Genomic DNA, 16,065 nt, shown 5'->3' with positions numbered 1-16,065 from the left:
CCGATGGCCGTACGTCTATGCGTATGTCAAAAATCACCTTATCCACCGAATCATGGAGCTTGGCCGATGACGCAACGCACACAGGCCACAAGCCGCACGGGACGCACCAGACACACGCCACACGCACGGCGCACACGGCAGGGCGCGGCGGTCCTCGCCGCCGCGCTGATCGCGGCGGGCGCGGGCTGCTCCGCGCCCGCGGACCGCACACATCGTCCGGCGTCCCAGGGGAGCGGCACCCCGGCGCCCCACGGCAGCGACAACCCGGCGCCGTCGGCCGCCGGCGGCGCCACCGGCGGGCACCGCGGCTTCACGCTCGTCGCCTCCGGTGACGTACTGCCGCACGCCTCGATCATCAAAAAGGCGAAAACCGATTCGAGCGGCGACGGGTACGACTTCGCGCCGATGCTGTCCGGCGTGCAGCCGGCCGTCTCCAAAGCGGATCTGGCGATCTGTCACATGGAGACGGTCTACGGCACCGCGGGCCAGTACACCGGCGACCCGAAATTCAAGTCCCCGCCCGAGGTCGCCAAAGGGCTGCGCGACACGGGCTACGACTCCTGCTCCACGGCCTCGGACCACGCCCTCGACGACGGCGCCGCCGGCATCGACCGCACCCTCGATGCCATGGACCGCGCGGGCATCCGCCACACGGGCTCGGCCCGAACCGCCGCCGAGGCCGGCAGCCCCGCGTGGCTGCGCGCCGGTGACGCCAAGGTCGCCCACCTCGCGTACACGTACGACACGAACGGCGCCTCGATGCCCAAGGGGCGGCCGTGGGCCGTGAATATGATCGACAGTCAGCGGATCGTCGAAGACGCGCGGGCGGCCCGGAAGGCGGGCGCGGACGTGGTGGTCCTCTCGCTGCACTGGGGCACCGAATGGCAGGACGAGCCGGACGAGAGCCAGCTGCGGCTCGGCGACGAGCTCACCGCGTCCCGCACGGACGGCCGCCCCGACATCGACCTGATCCTCGGCACGCACGCGCACGTCCCGCAGGCGTACGAGAAGGTCAACGGCACCTGGGTGGTCTACGGCATGGGCGACCAGATCGCCGGCGAGATGTACAACTACGACGGCGCCCAGGACCCGCGCGGCAACGAGGGCACCATCGGCCGCTTCACCTTCGCGCCGCCGGAGCGGGACGGCGGCCGCTGGGAGGTGCGCAAGGCCGAGTTCCTCCCCCAGTGGTTCAACGTCGGCTCGGGCCGCGTCATCAACGTCAACCAGGCCATCCACGACGGCCTCGGCCTCAACGACGTCCGCGACCGGATCAGTCAGGCTGTCCTCAGCCGCGGCGCGGCCGAGGACGGCCTGACCATGGGCAGATAGCGGTCAGGACTTCGCCAACGGGTCCGTCTGCGCCAGCTCCGACCTCTTGTACGAGTAGCTGAAGTAGATGACGAGCCCGATGGCGAACCACACCGCGAACCGCACCCATGTCTGCCACTGCAGGAACGTGATCAGCCAGATCGAGAAGACGACGCCGAGCGCGGGCACCACCGGCATACCGGGCGTGCGGAACGTGCGGGGCAGGTCGGGCCGCTTGTAGCGCAGCACGATCACCGCGATGCACACCACGACGAACGCCAGCAGGATGCCGATGTTGGTCAGCTCGGCCGCCTCCCCGATCGGCAGGAACCCGGCGATGACGGCCGACGCGCACCCGACGATCCACGTCACGCGCGTCGGCACGTGCCGGGTCGGATGGGTCTTCGCGAACCACTTGGGCAGCAGCCCGTCACGGCTCATCGCGAACCACACACGGGTGACGCCCAGCATGAAGGTGAACATCACCGTGAGGATGCCGATGATCGCGCCCACCGCGATGACACTCGCGAGACCGCTCAGGCCCACCGACTTGAACGCCGTCGAGAATCCGCTCTCCGGGTCGATGTCCTTGTAGTTCTGCATGCCGGTCAGGACCAGGCACGCCAGCACGTACAGGACCATCGAGATCGCGAGCGAGTAGAGGATCGCCTTCGGCATGTGGTGCTGCGCGTCCTTGGACTCCTCGGCCGCCGTCGACATGGCGTCGTACCCGAACACCGCGAAGAAGACGGTGGCCGCGCCCGTGAACGCGCCACTGACGCCGAACGGGAAGAACGGCGTGTAGTTGCCCGTGTCGATGTGGAAGAAGCCCACGCCGATGACCAGCAGCACCACGAGGACCTTCAGTACCACCACGACGGTCTCGAAGCGCGCCGCGTTCTTGATACCGAGCGTCAGCAGGTACGCGATGAGCAGGCACAGCAGCGCGGCGAACAGGTCGATCTTGTGGCCGTCGCCCGTGCCCGGCGCGCCCAGCATCCAGTGCGGCAGGTCGAGCCCCATCTCGCCGAGCAGGAAGCTGAAGTAGCCCGAGATACCGATGGCGACGACCGCGACGATCGCCGTGTACTCCAGGAGCAGGTCCCAGCCGATGAACCAGCCGACCAGCTCGCCGAGGACCGCGTACCCGTACGTGTAGGCGGACCCGGCCTTCGGGATGAGGCCGGCGAACTCCGCGTACGACAGCGCGGCGCACGCGCTCGCGACGCCCGCGATGAGGAACGAGATCAGGACCGCGGGCCCCGCCGTGCCGTTGGCGACCGTGCCCGCGAGGGTGAAGATGCCGGCGCCGATGATGCCGCCGACGCCGATCGCGGTGAGCTGCCACAGGCCGAGGGAGCGGGTGAGCTGCTGCGCGCCGCCCCCCTCGGTCTCCTCGATCTGTTCGATGGGCTTGCGGCGCAGTACGCCCTGCCCCATCCGAAGTCCTCTGAGACCGGCCATGGGCTCCACCTCTTCGCGGACGGCAGTCGGCTGACGGGCGATCATGATGGCCCAGCCGCGGCGGCTACGGAAGAAGGCACGCTCTATGGGGTACGGGGGTTCGTATGGGGTTGGTTCCGGGTTCCGGTGGTTACGGGACCACGGTGACGGGCCAGCGCCCGGCCTTCACCAGCCGGATCGCCACCGACCCGACGATGCGGTGTCCCGCCTGTTCGGACGCGCCGACGACCACGGCGTCCGCCTTCAGTTCGTCGGCGGCGGTGACCAGGCCGTTGTACGGGTCGCCGCGGAAGGTGTGGAACTCCCAGCGCACCTCGTATATGCCCTTCACCCGCTCCGCCGCGTCCCTGATCTCGGTGATCAGACCCTCGGCGATCTCGTCCGTGGTGTCGGCCACGGGGACGCCGAGCGCGGCGCCGGTGGCCATGATGGGCTGGACGTAGACGACGGCGAGGAGGGCGCGCTGGCGCCGCGCGAGGCCTCCGGCGTAGGACGCGGCGCGCAGCGACGAGTCGGAGCCGTCCACCCCGACCACGATCACCTTGGGGCCGTCCGTACCGCGTTCGAACTGGTGTGGCTGCTCTGCGTTCACAGCGGTGAGGCTAGCGGAAACCCCAGGTCCCACAGGTGCTGGGGGCGGCACGTGCCGTACGGGCCCGCCGCGGGCGCTGCACTCGGGCTACCGCATCCTGGTGCCCAGGCGCCGGCGAGTCCGAGCCGGTTTCCGCCCGCCGGGTCAACGCACCTCGACCAGGCGGGCGAAGACGACGACATTCCCGTCGTAGCCGTTCTGTTTGGAGAAGCCGCCACCGCACGTGATCACCCTCAGTTCGGGCACTCCGGTGCTGCCGTAGACGCGTTTCCCCGGGAAATTCGCCTTGCTGAAGACCTCGATGCCGTAGATCTCGAACACGGCGGTCTTCCGGTCCTTGCGCATGACCTGGACGTGGTTTCCCTTTTTGAGCGAGCCGAGTCCGTAGAAGACCGCGGGCCCCTGCTGGTTGTCGACATGGCCGACGACGACAGCGGTGCCCTTCTCGCCCGGAGTCACGCCACCGGTGAACCAGCCCGCGAGATTCGGGTCCTCCGGCGGCGGGGCGTCCACCCATCCGTCCGCGGCGACCCCTACGGGCATGACCGGGGCGTCCACGTGGATCGCCGGGATCTGCACCCGGTCCGCCACGGAGAACGGCAGCGGCTTCGGCGCCGCCGCACCGGAGGCGGAGCGGGGATCCGCTGCCGCCGCCGACGCGGGCTGCGGGGGACCGATGTCGAATTCCCCCGATCCATTGCGGATCAGCGCGAGTCCGGTGAGCAGAACCAGCGCCATCACGCCCCACGGCGCGCGCTTCTTCTGCTGACCTTCCTCGTCGGCCGGCTGGGACGAAGACATTCGTTCACCCCTCTCGACGCGGCGGCGAGTCCGCGTCACTTGCGCTTACTGAAAAACTAAGCGCGGCGCACGCGGGGGGCGACAGCCCAGGAGCGAATGGGTGGCGGCCAGGCGTGCGGTGTGCCATACGAGTCCGCATCGCCGACAAAGCAACATCGTCGCCGGGCCCAGCCTCATCGCGTGGAGTGGCCGGATCGCCGTGACTGTCGACGGCAGCGCTTGCCAGAGGCCGCCGCACCGTCGCGTCACCCGCGTTCCGGACGACGCGCCACCCCCGACCGACATGGCCAACCGGGGCGACGCTGTCCGCCGGTCAGGCGACAGGGTGGTGCGGGGACGGCTCGTCGGGACCCGTCGTGTGCCATACGTGCGCGCCCGCGCCGCGCCATTCGACCAGATGGGGATCGTCGAGCGTCATGTCGGACTCCCCGAGCCCGGCCGAACGCAGCAGCCGGATGAGGTCCTGATCGCTGTGCGCGAGCCCGACGGCCCGTCCCCGCACGGTGACATGCCGCCCGCCTTCGGGTGCAGGAGGGTGTACGACGATGGGGGCGTGCCAGGCAGTCATGGGACCAGAGTGCGTCGTCGGGGCGCAGGGTGCAGGGCGGGCCGCGCCGACCCGGAGATGAGCGCGGCCCGACGGTCTTACCCCCCGGCGTGCGGGAACAGCATGAGGAAGGGTTCCACGGTGGCCGCGACCCCGCGGCTGTAGGGCGCGTCGAGGTCCCAGACCAGGAAGAGCAGGAACGCGATCAGTGCCGAGAAGAGCCCGGCGAGGACCAGCTCGCGTGCCGTTCTGCGGATCTGGAGTGCGAAGACCATCCCGATCGTGACGAGGCCTCCCGCGATGAGGCCGAACCAGACCACGCCCGGCATCGTGGCACCGGTGGAGTCCGCGCGCGCGTTGCGGGCGTCGTCCGCGGCGGTGATCTGGTCGAGCAGCGGCTGGTAGGCCTGCGCCTCGAAGTCCGTCTTCGGCTGGTAGTCGGTGACGTCGTGGCGCACCTTGTCGAGGAGCCGGGTGCCCTCGGCGGTGAGATGACCCTTGTTCTTCATCGTGCGCCACTCGGTGGTGACGACATGGCTGACATAGGTGTCGACATCCGAGCGGATACGGGTTCTGACCTCCGTCGGATAGACGCGGACGCGTTCATGGACCTCGTGCAGCGCCTGCGCCTCGTTGCGTACATGGTCCTGGGCGGCGCTGCGGCCCTCCCAGACGCCCGCGATGGCGAGGCCCAGGACGATCGCGTACACCACGCCGATCATCATCGTCATGTACTCGATGACGTCAGGGGTCTCGCTCGGGTCGTCGTCGTCGCCGATCCTGCGCTGCTGAAGAACGGTCACGACGAGCACGACCGCGCACGCGGCCACCATCGCGAGGGTGAGAACAAGCCATTCCGACATCAGGACCTCCGGGCGGTCAGCGCGGTCGCAGCGCGGCTACGGCGAGCACCGCGGGCGCGGTGATGAGCAGGGTGAGCGAGACCAGGGAAGGCCCGCCGCTCGGCGGCGCCTTGCGGGGCGCGGGGCGGTATTCGGGGTAACTCACCGGAGTCGGCGAGGGCTTGGGGCGCACCGTCGGCTTCGGGGCGGGCGGCGGCGGTGCCTTCACGGGCGGCGGCGGAGGAGGCGGTGGAGGAGGTGGCGGTGGGGGAGGCGGCGGTGGCGGTGGCGGTGGTTTTGGGGCCGGGGGCGGCGCGGGCTTCCGCGGCGGTGGCTTGACGGGTCCCGCCCGGCAGACGACGCCGTCACCGGCTCGGGCTATTGCGTCGCCGCCCTTGCCGATCGAGGCGTACGCGCAGTTGTCGGCCGGGGTCAGCGCGGCCGCCGTGGCGCCGGCCGCGGGCGAGCCCAGCAGCCAGGCCAGCGCGAGCACCGCCACCACCCGTGTGACCAGGGTCGACCTGGCCCCTCTGGATCCGTACACGACGGAGATCATGGGCGGCGGGAGGCGTCGCCACGCCCCGGCCGCCGAGGATTGGTCCGAAGGTGGGGAGATGGGGGGCGCCAGGTTTGCCCACGGCCACCGGAGCGCACGCGTGGCCCGCCCCGGATGTGTCCCGCGCCCCCTCATCAAAAAGAAATTTCCGGCCCCGTTGAACACATCCGCCGTCGCCGCGCGTACCTAGGGCCATGTGCGGCCCCTTCCGGGATCGCACAACACCCAAGCAATCAGCGGGAGTTGGCAATGAACACCTGGCGGAGCGCCTCACTCGTAGCGACAGCTGCGGCCCTGCTGGCGCTGACGACGGCGTGCGGTCAGGACCAGGGCGACCAGTCGCCCAACGGCCAGTCCGTGGGCAACGCCGCCCCGGCGCAGGGCGGTTACGGCAACGGGGACGCGTACGGCAGTGGCGATGGCTACGGAGACGCGAAGGACGCGGGAGCGGCCAAGGCGAAGCCGGCCGGACAGCTCGCCACCTGGGACAGCAAGAAGCTCGGCCAGGTCCTCACGGACAGCGAGGGCTTCACGATGTACCGCTTCGACAAGGACACCGCACAGCCGCCCAAGTCGAACTGTGACGACGCCTGCCTCAAGGCGTGGCCCGTAGTGCCCGCGGACGGCGCCAAGGCGGCGCCCGGCGTCGACCAGTCGCTTCTCGGCGAGGTCACCGCGGCCGACGGCACCAAGCAGCTGACGATCGACGGCTGGCCCATGTACCGGTACGCGATGGACACCAAGCCGGGCGACGCGAAGGGGCAGGGCGTCGGAGGAGTCTGGTACGCCGCCGGGCCCGACGGCAAGAAGGCGAGCCCGGCCGCCGCGCAGCCCGCCGACCTCGCCGGTCTGTCCACGCGCAAGGACCCGAAACTCGGCGAGATCGTCGTCGACAAGAACGGAATGACCGTCTACCGGTTCCTCAAGGACTCGGCCTGGCCCATCAAGTCGAACTGTGTCGACACCTGCGCGGAGAACTGGCCGGCCGTCCCGCCCGTCGCGAAGAACGACACCAAGGGCATCCTCAAGAAGGGCTTCATGACGTACGACCGCCCCGACGGAGGCAAGCAGCAGACGATCAACTGCTGGCCGATCTACACCTACTCCGGCGACAAGAAGCCCGGCGACACCAATGGGCAGGGCGTGGGCGGCACTTGGTACGCCGCTGCGCCCGACGGAAAGCCCGTGGGAGCGCCGAAGTAGGCGCACCGCGTAGAGTCTGCTGCGGATTTGACGAATCGCCGGTCTGTTCCCCCCGTGATCACGCGGAGGGAACAGGCCGGTTCTTTTCCGTTGCGACAGTGAGGGTTTCGGGGTGATTTCGGATCATTGCCATTCGGCACTTGCCGGAGGCAGTGACCGAGAACGGACGGTCAATTTCCGTTTTGACTCGCTCCATTGGCGGGCGATCAGTAGCCTCAGCTCGAACACCGGCTCGCCTACGCCTTGGAGACATTGATGGAGCGTCCCGCCTGGGCCCCTCAGGGCATCGACATCTCGGTGCCCAGCGTGTCCCGGATCTACGACTACTACCTGGGCGGCTCGCACAACTTCGAGGTGGACCGGGAGGCGGCCCGCAAGGCGATGGAGTTCATGCCGGGGCTCCCGAAGATCATGCAGGCGAATCGTGCCTTCATGCGCCGGGCAGTGCGTTACGCGGTCCAGCAGGGCGTCACCCAGTTCCTGGACATCGGATCCGGAATCCCCACCTTCGGCAACGTCCACGAGGTGGCACAGGCGGCCGACTCCGAAGCGCGCGTCGTGTACGTCGACCACGACCCGGTCGCCGTCGCGCACAGCCGGGCCGTCCTCGACGGCAACGACCGCGCGGCCGTCGTGACCGCCGACCTGCGCAAGCCCCGGGAGATCCTCGCGGCCCCCGAGGTCGGTGAACTCCTCGACCTGGACAAGCCGGTCGCCCTGCTCCTCGTCGCCGTCCTGCACTTCGTCGAGGACGCCGACGACCCGCAGAGCGCTGTCGCCGAGCTGCGTGACGCCCTCGCGCCCGGCAGCCTCCTGATCGTCACGCACGCCGCGTACGAGGGCATCCCTGTACCCGCCGCGCGCGCCGCCGGCACGGTCGACGTGTACAAGAACATACGCAACCCGCTGATCATGCGCTCGCGCGAGGAGATCGCGCGATTCTTCGAGGGATACGAGATGGTGGAACCCGGACTCGTACAGATGCCCGAATGGCGGCCGGAGAACGCGCCCGCGGACGAGGATCCATATGCCTTCTCGGGCTGCGCCGGCGTGGGGCGCAAGGCGTGAGCGGCGAACCGGACGGGCCCGAGGGCAGACTGCGCAGGTTCGCCACCATCTGGAGCCGGGCGATCTTCCCGGTGACGGCGACCTCCCTGACCCGGGTCGAGTTCGAGGAGGAACTCATGCCGCTCGCGCGGCGGTTGCGGGACGCGCTCGGCGAGCGGACCCTGGACGCGCCCGCGGCCCAGGCCGTCGGCGCGGCACTGATCGGCGTGCACTGCACCGACCCCGAGGCGCTCACCCGCACCCTCGACGTCGTCGACGCCTACCTCGTCCTGTACTGCCGTACCGACGAGGACCGGCGCGAGGAAGAGCTTCGGGCGCGCTGCGCCCGGCTCCAGCACTCCGTCGCGGCCGGCTTCGCACAGGCCCTGCGCGAGCGGACCCTCGTCGAGCAGGAGGCCATCTCGCGGGCCGCCCTGAGCGCGCGCAGCGCGGTCGCCGAGGCGCTGCACGCGAGCGAGGCCCGGTTCCGAGCGGTGTTTCACGGCGCGGCCATCGGCATCGGCATAGCGGACCTCGAGGGCACGGTCCTGGAGGCCAACGACGCGCTGGTGCGCATGTTCGGCGGCGCCGAGAACCTGGTGCGCGGCCGCAACGTCGTCGAGTGGACCCACCCCGAAGACGCCCCGCACGTCTGGCGCCTGTACGAGGAGCTGGTGCGCGGCGAGCGTGAGCACTACCGCGTCGAGAAGGCGTTCTACCGTCCCGACGGCACCGCCCTGTGGACGAACCTGACCGTCTCCCTGCTGCGGGACGCCGACGGAGTGCCGCAGTATCAGCTGGCGCTGATCGAGGACACCACCGAGCGCCGCCTCCTGAACCTGCGGCTGCGCTACGAGGCCACCCACGACGCGCTCACCGGGCTCCCCAACAGGACCCTGTTCTTCGAGCGCCTGGAGAAGGCCCTCGCGGCCGGCGACGGCATGCGCTTCGGCCTGTGCTACCTCGACCTCGACGGCTTCAAGACCATCAACGACAGCCTCGGCCACGCGGCGGGAGACCGGCTCCTCGTCGAGGTCGCCGACCGTCTCCAGGCCTGCGCCACCGCGCCCGGCGAGATGGTGGCGAGGCTCGGCGGCGACGAGTTCGTCGCGCTGACCACCGGCCGTGACACCGCGGCAGAGGTCGACGACCTCGCCGGGCGCATCATGCACGCGCTGGCCGCCCCCATCCGCATCGACGGCCGCGAGCTGACCGTGCGCGGCTCCATCGGCATCGTGGAGGGCCCCGCGGCGGGGGAGCGCAGCCCGGCGGAGGTGTTGCGCAGCGCCGACATCACCATGTACCGGGCCAAGTCGGCGGGCGGCAACCGCTACGAGCTCGCCGACCCCGAGGCCGACGCGCGCGCCATCACCCGGCACGGCCTCACGACCGCGCTGCCCGCGGCCCTGGAGCGCGGCGAGTTCTTCATCGAGTACCAGCCGCTCGTGCACCTCGGCGACGGCAGTGTGCGGGGCGCCGAGGCGCTGGTGCGGTGGCTGCATCCGCAGCACGGTGTGCTCGGGCCCGACCAGTTCATCCCGCTCGCCGAGGACACCGGCCTCATCGTGCCGCTCGGGCGCTGGGTCCTGGAGGAGTCAGTGCGCCAGGCCCGGGTCTGGCAGGAGCGTTACGAGGACGCCGGGCCCCTGCGCATCAACGTGAACCTGTCCCCGATGCAGCTCACCCACCCCGGCCTGGTCTCCGACACCGTCGACATCCTGGAGCGCTTCGGACTCGAACCCGGCGCCCTGTGCCTTGAGGTCACCGAATCGGCCCTGATCGGCGCGGATGACGCTCTCCTGAAGCCCCTTCGGCGGCTCGCCGAGATGGGCGTGGACATCGCGCTGGACGACTTCGGTACGGGCTACTCGAACCTCGCGAACCTGCGCCGGCTCCCTGTGAGCGTCCTCAAGCTGGACCGCTCCTTCACGCAGGGCATGCAGCGGTACCCCGCCGACCCCGTCGACCTGAAGATCGTCGAGGGCATCGTCGCGCTCGCGCACAGCCTCGACCTCTCGGTCACAGTGGAGGGCGTGGAGACGGGAGCACAGGCCGAGCAGCTGCGCGACCTGGGCTGCGACACCGCGCAGGGCTGGTACTACGCCCGCCCGGGCCCGCCGGACCGCCTGCACGAGCTCGCCCTGTGCGACGCGTCGGGATGAGGCCCTGGTGATCCGCTGGGTGTACGCCTTCATCGACCGGCCGGAGGCGCACTTCGAGGCGGCCTGCGACTTCTGGACGCGGGTCACGGGGACGCACCTGTCCGCGCCCCGCGGCGACCACGACGAGTTCGCGACGCTGCTGCCGGACGGCTCCGTCGATCCGTACCTGAAGGCGCAGGCGGTCAACGGCCCCGGCGGCGCACACCTGGACTTCGCGGTGGACGACCTCGCTCGGACAACTGGCCTGGCGCACCGCCTCGGCGCGACGCCCGTCCACACGGAGGACGGCCTGGAGGTCCTGCGCTCACCCGGCGGCCAGCTGTTCTGCCTGGTCCCGTGGTCCGGCGAACACCGGCGCCCCGCCCCCGTCACGGCCCCCGACGGGACGACGAGCCGCCTGGACCAGGTCTGCATCGATCTGGCCCCGGCGGTGTACGAGGCGGAGATCGACTTCTGGACCGAGTTCACCGCCTGGACCTCGTCGCCGGGCACGCTCCCGGAGTTCCACACGATCCGCCCCCCGATGGAACTCCCCGTACAAATCCTGCTGCAACGCCTGACGGCCGCCCGCCCTACAGCCGCCCACCTGGACCTGGCCTGCACAAACACGGAATCAACCCGAGCCTGGCACGAATCCCTGGGCGCGAAACTCATATCAAAGGGCGCACACTGGCTGGTCCTGCAGGACCCATCGGCAACAACGTATTGCCTAACATCCAGACCCCCCACCCCCTAGGGGCGCGGGCAACGGCACAAGAAACGCCGACAACCCGCACGTCCCAAACAAGCCCAGCCCCCGATCAGGGGCGCGGGGAACTGCGCAAACCCCACGACCCACCGGCACCCGACCAAGCCGCCGAGGCCGCTCGATGGCGCAGGGGTGCGGGGAACGGCGCAAAATCCCACGAACAACCCGCAGCCGCGATCCGGTCGCCCCCGATCAGGGGCGCGGGGAACTGCGCAAACCCCACGACCCACCGGCACCCGACCAAGCCGCTGAGGCCCCCCGATCAGGGGCGCGGGGAACTGCGCAAAACCCTCAAAGACCCACCCGCACAAATTCCCCCGCCCAAAATCACGTCACCCCTCCAACAACATCCGCTGAAGCTCCCGCGCGGCCCGAGGCGGAGCCACATCGCTGCGATGCGCCAGCGCAATCGTCCGGTGCAGCCCGGGACGGGCAAGCGGAGTCACCCGCAGATCGGCCCCCGCCCGCGTCGCGACCATGTGCGGCACGACGGCCACCCCAAGCCCCGCCCGCACAAACCCCAGCACCGCGTCCATCTCCCCGCCCTCCACCGCGAAATCCGGCTCGAACCCCTCCGCCCGGCACGCGGTGACGGTCAGTTCTCGCAGGTCATAGCCGTGCCGGAACATCACAAGCCGCTCACCCTCAAGATCGGCAATGCGCACGGACCGCCCCCGCCCGGGCCGCGGCGCATCCGGCGACGACACGACCACCAGATCCTCCCGCAGCAGCTCCACGGTCGTCAGCGCCGGCGCCGGCGCGGGCAGTGGCAGCACCACGAGAGCCAGATCCAGCGCGCCGCGCGCCAGTTCGCGTACGAGATCGTGGGAGCCGCCCTCCTCGATCATCAAGCGGATCCCGGGATACCGGTCGTGGAAGCTGCGCAGCACATCGGGCAGCAGGCCGGTGCACAGCGAGGGCGTGGCCCCGAGCCGCACCCGGCCGCTCTTGAGCTGCGCCAGCTCCTGCACCTCCTGCCGCGCCGTGTCCGCGTCGGCGAGGATGCGGCGGGCCAGCGGCAGGAGCGCCTCACCTGCGTCGGTGAGCGTGATGTTCCCGCGGGCGCGCAGGAAGAGATCCGCGCCCAGCTCCCGCTCCAGGGACCGGATCTGCTGGGACAGCGACGGCTGGGCGACATGGACCACCTCGGCGGCCCGGGTGAAGTGCCGGGTCTCGGCAACCGCGACAAAGTACTGGAGCTGCTGGAACTGCATGACCCCCACAGTAATCGCTCGATAGTCTGCGCCTATGGAAATGAGCCGGACCATGTCTTGGACCGATCGGGCCCTCCGGCTCTAGCGTGCGTGACATGGCTCTGGCAACACGGACGGACCGACGGCCGTCCATGACGCGTACGCTCTGGGACTCGTCCGTCGGCAAGAAGGCAGTGATGGCCGTGAGCGGCCTGATCATGCTGCTCTACTTGGTCGTCCACATGATCGGCAACCTGAAGATCTTCTTCGGGCCGGGCGAGTTCAACCACTACGCCCACTGGCTGCGCACGGTCGGTGAGCCGTTCATGCACTACGAGTGGACGCTCTGGCTCGTCCGCATCGTGCTCGTGGTCGCCGTCGTCGCGCACGCCACGTCCGCGTACCAGCTGAGCCGGCGCGACATCAGGGCCCGCCCGGCCAAGTACGTGCACAAGAAGGCGCGTTCGAGCTACGCCACCCGCACGATGCGCTGGGGCGGCATCATCCTCGCGCTGTTCATCGTGTGGCACCTCCTCGACCTGACGACCGGCACCGCGCACCCGGGCGGCTTCCAGCCGGGCCACCCGTACCAGAACGTGATCGACACCTTCTCCACCTGGTACGGCAACGTCGTCTACATCGTCGCGATGCTCGCACTCGGACTGCACGTCCAGCACGGCTTCTGGAGCGCGGCGCAGACCCTCGGCGTGGGCAGCGCGACCCGCGACCGCGTCCTGAAGACCATCGCCAATGTTCTCGCGCTGCTGCTCACGGCCGGCTTCATCGCCGTACCCGTGGGCGTCATGACCGGAGTGGTGAGCTGACCCATGAATTCCTACGCGGAGTACGCGACCGGAGAGCCGGTCGTCGACACCAAGGCCCCCGAGGGCCCCGTCCACGAGCGCTGGGACACCCGCCGCTTCGAGGCGAAGCTGGTCAACCCGGCCAACCGCCGCAAGCACACCGTGATCGTCGTCGGCACCGGCCTGGCCGGCGGCTCCGCGGGCGCCACGCTCGCCGAACAGGGCTACCACGTCGTCCAGTTCTGCTACCAGGACTCCCCGCGCCGCGCCCACTCGATCGCCGCGCAGGGCGGCATCAACGCCGCGAAGAACTACCGCAACGACGGCGACTCCGTTCACCGTCTCTTCTACGACACGGTGAAGGGCGGCGACTTCCGCGCCCGCGAGTCGAACGTCCACCGCCTCGCGCAGATCTCCGTCGAGATCATCGACCAGTGCGTCGCGCAGGGCGTCCCGTTCGCCCGCGAGTACGGCGGCCTGCTCGACACCCGCTCCTTCGGTGGCGTCCAGGTCTCCCGTACGTTCTACGCCCGCGGCCAGACGGGCCAGCAGCTCCTCCTCGGTGCCTACCAGGCGCTGTCGCGGCAGATCGCCGCCGGGAACATCGAGATGCACGCGCGCACCGAGATGCTCGACGTGATCGTCGTCGACGGCAAGGCGCGCGGCATCGTCGCCCGCGACCTGATCACCGGAAAGATCGACACGTACTTCGCCGACGCCGTCGTCCTCGCGTCCGGCGGCTACGGCAACGTCTTCTACCTGTCGACGAACGCCATGAACTCCAACGCGACCGCCGTCTGGCGGGCGCACCGGCGCGGCGCCTACTTCGCCAATCCGTGCTTCACCCAGATCCACCCCACCTGCATCCCGCGCACCGGCGACCACCAGTCGAAGCTGACGCTGATGAGCGAGTCGCTGCGCAACGACGGACGCATCTGGGTACCGAAGGCGAAGGGCGACACGCGCCCGGCGAACGAGATCCCCGAGGACGAGCGCGACTACTACCTGGAGCGCATCTACCCGGCGTTCGGCAACCTCGTGCCCCGCGACATCGCCTCGCGCGCCGCGAAGAACGTGTGCGACGAGGGCAGGGGCGTGGGCCCCGGCGGCCAGGGCGTGTACCTCGACTTCGCCGACGCGATCAGCCGCATGGGCAAGAAGGCCGTCGAGGAGAAGTACGGCAACCTCTTCGACATGTACGCGCGGATCACCGCGGAGAACCCGTACGAGGTGCCCATGCGGATCTACCCCGCCGTGCACTACACGATGGGCGGACTGTGGGTCGACTACGACCTCCAGACCACGATCCCGGGCCTGTTCGCGGTCGGCGAGGCCAACTTCTCCGACCACGGCGCCAACCGCCTGGGCGCGAGCGCGCTCATGCAGGGTCTCGCCGACGGCTACTTCGTGCTTCCGTCGACCATCAACGACTACCTCGCGCGCAACCCGCACCACGAAGAGGTGAGCGCCGAACACCCCGTCGTCCAGGACGTGCTGGCCGAGACCGAGGACCGGATCAACCTCCTCCTCGCCGTCGACGGCGACCGCACCCCCGACTCCTTCCACCGCGAACTCGGCGAAGTCATGTGGGAGTTCTGCGGCATGGCCCGTACGGACGAGGGCCTGCGCAAGGCCCTCGACCGGATCCCGCAGATCCGCGAGGAGTTCTGGCGCCGCATCAAGGTGCCGGGCACCGGCGAGGAGTTCAACCAGTCGCTGGAGAAGGCCAACCGCATCGTCGACTACCTGGAGCTCGCCGAGCTCATGTGTCTCGACGCCCTGCACCGCGCCGAGTCCTGCGGCGGCCACTTCCGCGAGGAGTCCCAGACCCCGGACGGCGAGGCCGCCCGCCGCGACGAGGAGTTCTCCTACGCGGCCGCCTGGGAGTTCACCGCCACCGGCGACTCCCCCGTCCTGCACAAGGAAGACCTCGTCTTCGAGTACGTCCACCCCACTCAGCGGAGCTACGCATGAAGCTCACCCTGCGCGTCTGGCGCCAGAAGAACGCCGACGCCGAAGGCGCCATGTCCACGTACGACGTGGACGGAATCTCGCAGGACATGTCGTTCCTGGAGATGCTCGACACGCTCAACGAGGAGCTCATCGTCAAGGGCGACGACCCCGTCGCGTTCGACCACGACTGCCGTGAGGGCATCTGCGGAGCCTGTTCGCTCGTCATCAACGGCGACGCGCACGGCCCCGAGCGGACCACCGCCTGCCAGCTCCACATGCGGTCCTTCAAGGACGGCGACACGATCGACATCGAGCCGTGGCGCGCTTCCGCCTTCCCCGTGGTGAAGGATCTCGTCGTCGACCGCACCGCGTTCGACCGGATCATCCAGGCCGGTGGCTACATCAGCGTGCCGACCGGGGCCGCGCCCGAGGCGCACGCCACGCCTGTGCCCAAGCCCGACGCGGACTTCGCGTTCGAGCACGCCGAGTGCATCGGCTGCGGTGCGTGCGTGGCGGCCTGCCCGAACGGCTCGGCGATGCTGTTCACCTCGGCGAAGGTCAACCACCTGAACGTCCTGCCGCAGGGCGCGCCCGAGCGCGAGACCCGCGTCCTCGACATGGTCGGGCAGATGGACGCCGAGGGCTTCGGCGGCTGCACCCTCACCGGTGAGTGCGCCACCGCCTGCCCGAAGGGCATCCCGCTGGTCTCCATCACCGGGATGAACAGAGAATGGCTGCGCGCGACCCGTAAGGCGGGCAGGCGTTAGCCGTACGTCGTTCGCCGTCAACGTGCGGACGGGCGGGGCCGGGAGTGGTGCTCATCCCCGGCCCCGTCTCGCTTTC

The 16,065-nt window shown here is 69.8% G+C and carries 15 protein-coding genes; 8 read left to right on the top strand and 7 right to left on the bottom strand.

Going from position 1 to position 16,065, the window contains the following annotated elements; genetic code table 11:
- Positions 1–66: 66 nt before the first annotated feature.
- Positions 67–1,332: a CapA family protein gene (locus tag OG574_RS07305; RefSeq protein ID WP_326772428.1), complete on the top strand. Its 1,266-nt coding sequence runs from the start codon at positions 67–69 to the stop codon at positions 1,330–1,332.
- Between the two features lie 3 nt (positions 1,333–1,335).
- On the opposite strand, the gene OG574_RS07300 is transcribed toward OG574_RS07305, so the two are convergent.
- The 6 genes from OG574_RS07300 to OG574_RS07275 form a co-directional block, all read right to left on the bottom strand.
- A complete protein-coding gene (locus OG574_RS07300; protein ID WP_326772427.1) occupies positions 1,336–2,775 on the bottom strand; it encodes an amino acid permease in 1,440 nt (479 codons plus the stop codon).
- Positions 2,776–2,905: 130 nt separating this feature from the next.
- A complete protein-coding gene (locus OG574_RS07295) occupies positions 2,906–3,367 on the bottom strand; it encodes a universal stress protein (RefSeq protein ID WP_100592983.1) in 462 nt (153 codons plus the stop codon).
- Positions 3,368–3,511: 144 nt separating this feature from the next.
- Positions 3,512–4,168, bottom strand: a complete 657-nt coding sequence (locus tag OG574_RS07290) for a class F sortase (protein ID WP_326772426.1) — start codon at positions 4,166–4,168, stop codon at positions 3,512–3,514.
- A gap of 313 nt (positions 4,169–4,481) precedes the next feature.
- Positions 4,482–4,736: a hypothetical protein gene (locus OG574_RS07285; protein ID WP_100592985.1), complete on the bottom strand. Its 255-nt coding sequence runs from the start codon at positions 4,734–4,736 to the stop codon at positions 4,482–4,484.
- Between the two features lie 77 nt (positions 4,737–4,813).
- Positions 4,814–5,578: a bestrophin-like domain gene (locus OG574_RS07280; RefSeq protein ID WP_326772425.1), complete on the bottom strand. Its 765-nt coding sequence runs from the start codon at positions 5,576–5,578 to the stop codon at positions 4,814–4,816.
- Between the two features lie 16 nt (positions 5,579–5,594).
- Positions 5,595–6,101, bottom strand: coding sequence for a hypothetical protein (locus OG574_RS07275; protein WP_326772424.1), 507 nt, complete (start codon positions 6,099–6,101; stop codon positions 5,595–5,597).
- 261 nt (positions 6,102–6,362) lie between these two features.
- Here OG574_RS07275 and OG574_RS07270 point away from each other — a divergent pair, with 261 nt between their 5' ends.
- The 4 genes from OG574_RS07270 to OG574_RS07255 all read left to right on the top strand — a co-directional run bounded on the left by OG574_RS07270 (position 6,363) and on the right by OG574_RS07255 (position 11,261).
- The gene (locus OG574_RS07270; RefSeq protein WP_326772423.1) at positions 6,363–7,316 is read left to right on the top strand and encodes an SCO0930 family lipoprotein; all 954 of its coding nucleotides are present in this window, start codon (positions 6,363–6,365) and stop codon (positions 7,314–7,316) included.
- A gap of 255 nt (positions 7,317–7,571) precedes the next feature.
- Positions 7,572–8,384 (top strand): SAM-dependent methyltransferase, encoded by an 813-nt coding sequence (locus tag OG574_RS07265; RefSeq protein ID WP_100592988.1) that lies wholly within the window; start codon positions 7,572–7,574, stop codon positions 8,382–8,384.
- Positions 8,381–10,525 carry a putative bifunctional diguanylate cyclase/phosphodiesterase gene (locus tag OG574_RS07260; protein WP_326772422.1) on the top strand — a complete coding sequence of 715 codons (2,145 nt, stop codon included), beginning with the start codon at positions 8,381–8,383 and terminating at the stop codon, positions 10,523–10,525. The genes OG574_RS07265 and OG574_RS07260 overlap by 4 nt, the downstream gene beginning before the upstream one ends.
- A gap of 7 nt (positions 10,526–10,532) precedes the next feature.
- Positions 10,533–11,261, top strand: coding sequence for a VOC family protein (locus tag OG574_RS07255; RefSeq protein ID WP_326772421.1), 729 nt, complete (start codon positions 10,533–10,535; stop codon positions 11,259–11,261).
- A gap of 344 nt (positions 11,262–11,605) precedes the next feature.
- Here OG574_RS07255 and OG574_RS07250 read toward each other — a convergent pair whose 3' ends face one another.
- The gene (locus tag OG574_RS07250; RefSeq protein ID WP_100593793.1) at positions 11,606–12,487 is read right to left on the bottom strand and encodes a LysR family transcriptional regulator; all 882 of its coding nucleotides are present in this window, start codon (positions 12,485–12,487) and stop codon (positions 11,606–11,608) included.
- 131 nt (positions 12,488–12,618) lie between these two features.
- On the opposite strand from OG574_RS07250, the gene OG574_RS07245 reads away from it, so the two are divergent.
- From OG574_RS07245 to OG574_RS07235, 3 genes are read left to right on the top strand one after another with little or no spacing between them, the layout of a single operon-like run.
- The gene (locus OG574_RS07245) at positions 12,619–13,290 is read left to right on the top strand and encodes a succinate dehydrogenase (RefSeq protein ID WP_326778393.1); all 672 of its coding nucleotides are present in this window, start codon (positions 12,619–12,621) and stop codon (positions 13,288–13,290) included.
- Positions 13,291–13,293: 3 nt separating this feature from the next.
- A complete protein-coding gene (locus OG574_RS07240) occupies positions 13,294–15,243 on the top strand; it encodes a fumarate reductase/succinate dehydrogenase flavoprotein subunit (RefSeq protein WP_326772420.1) in 1,950 nt (649 codons plus the stop codon).
- Positions 15,240–15,989 carry a succinate dehydrogenase/fumarate reductase iron-sulfur subunit gene (locus OG574_RS07235; RefSeq protein WP_326772419.1) on the top strand — a complete coding sequence of 250 codons (750 nt, stop codon included), beginning with the start codon at positions 15,240–15,242 and terminating at the stop codon, positions 15,987–15,989. Before OG574_RS07240 ends, OG574_RS07235 begins: the two co-directional genes overlap by 4 nt.
- Positions 15,990–16,065: the final 76 nt, after the last annotated feature.

The organism is Streptomyces sp. NBC_01445 (assembly GCF_035918235.1).
In the GTDB taxonomy this organism is placed as follows: Bacteria; Actinomycetota; Actinomycetes; order Streptomycetales; family Streptomycetaceae; genus Streptomyces.
Note: the sequence above shows the minus strand (reverse complement) of the source record. Positions and strands in the feature narration are given on the sequence as shown.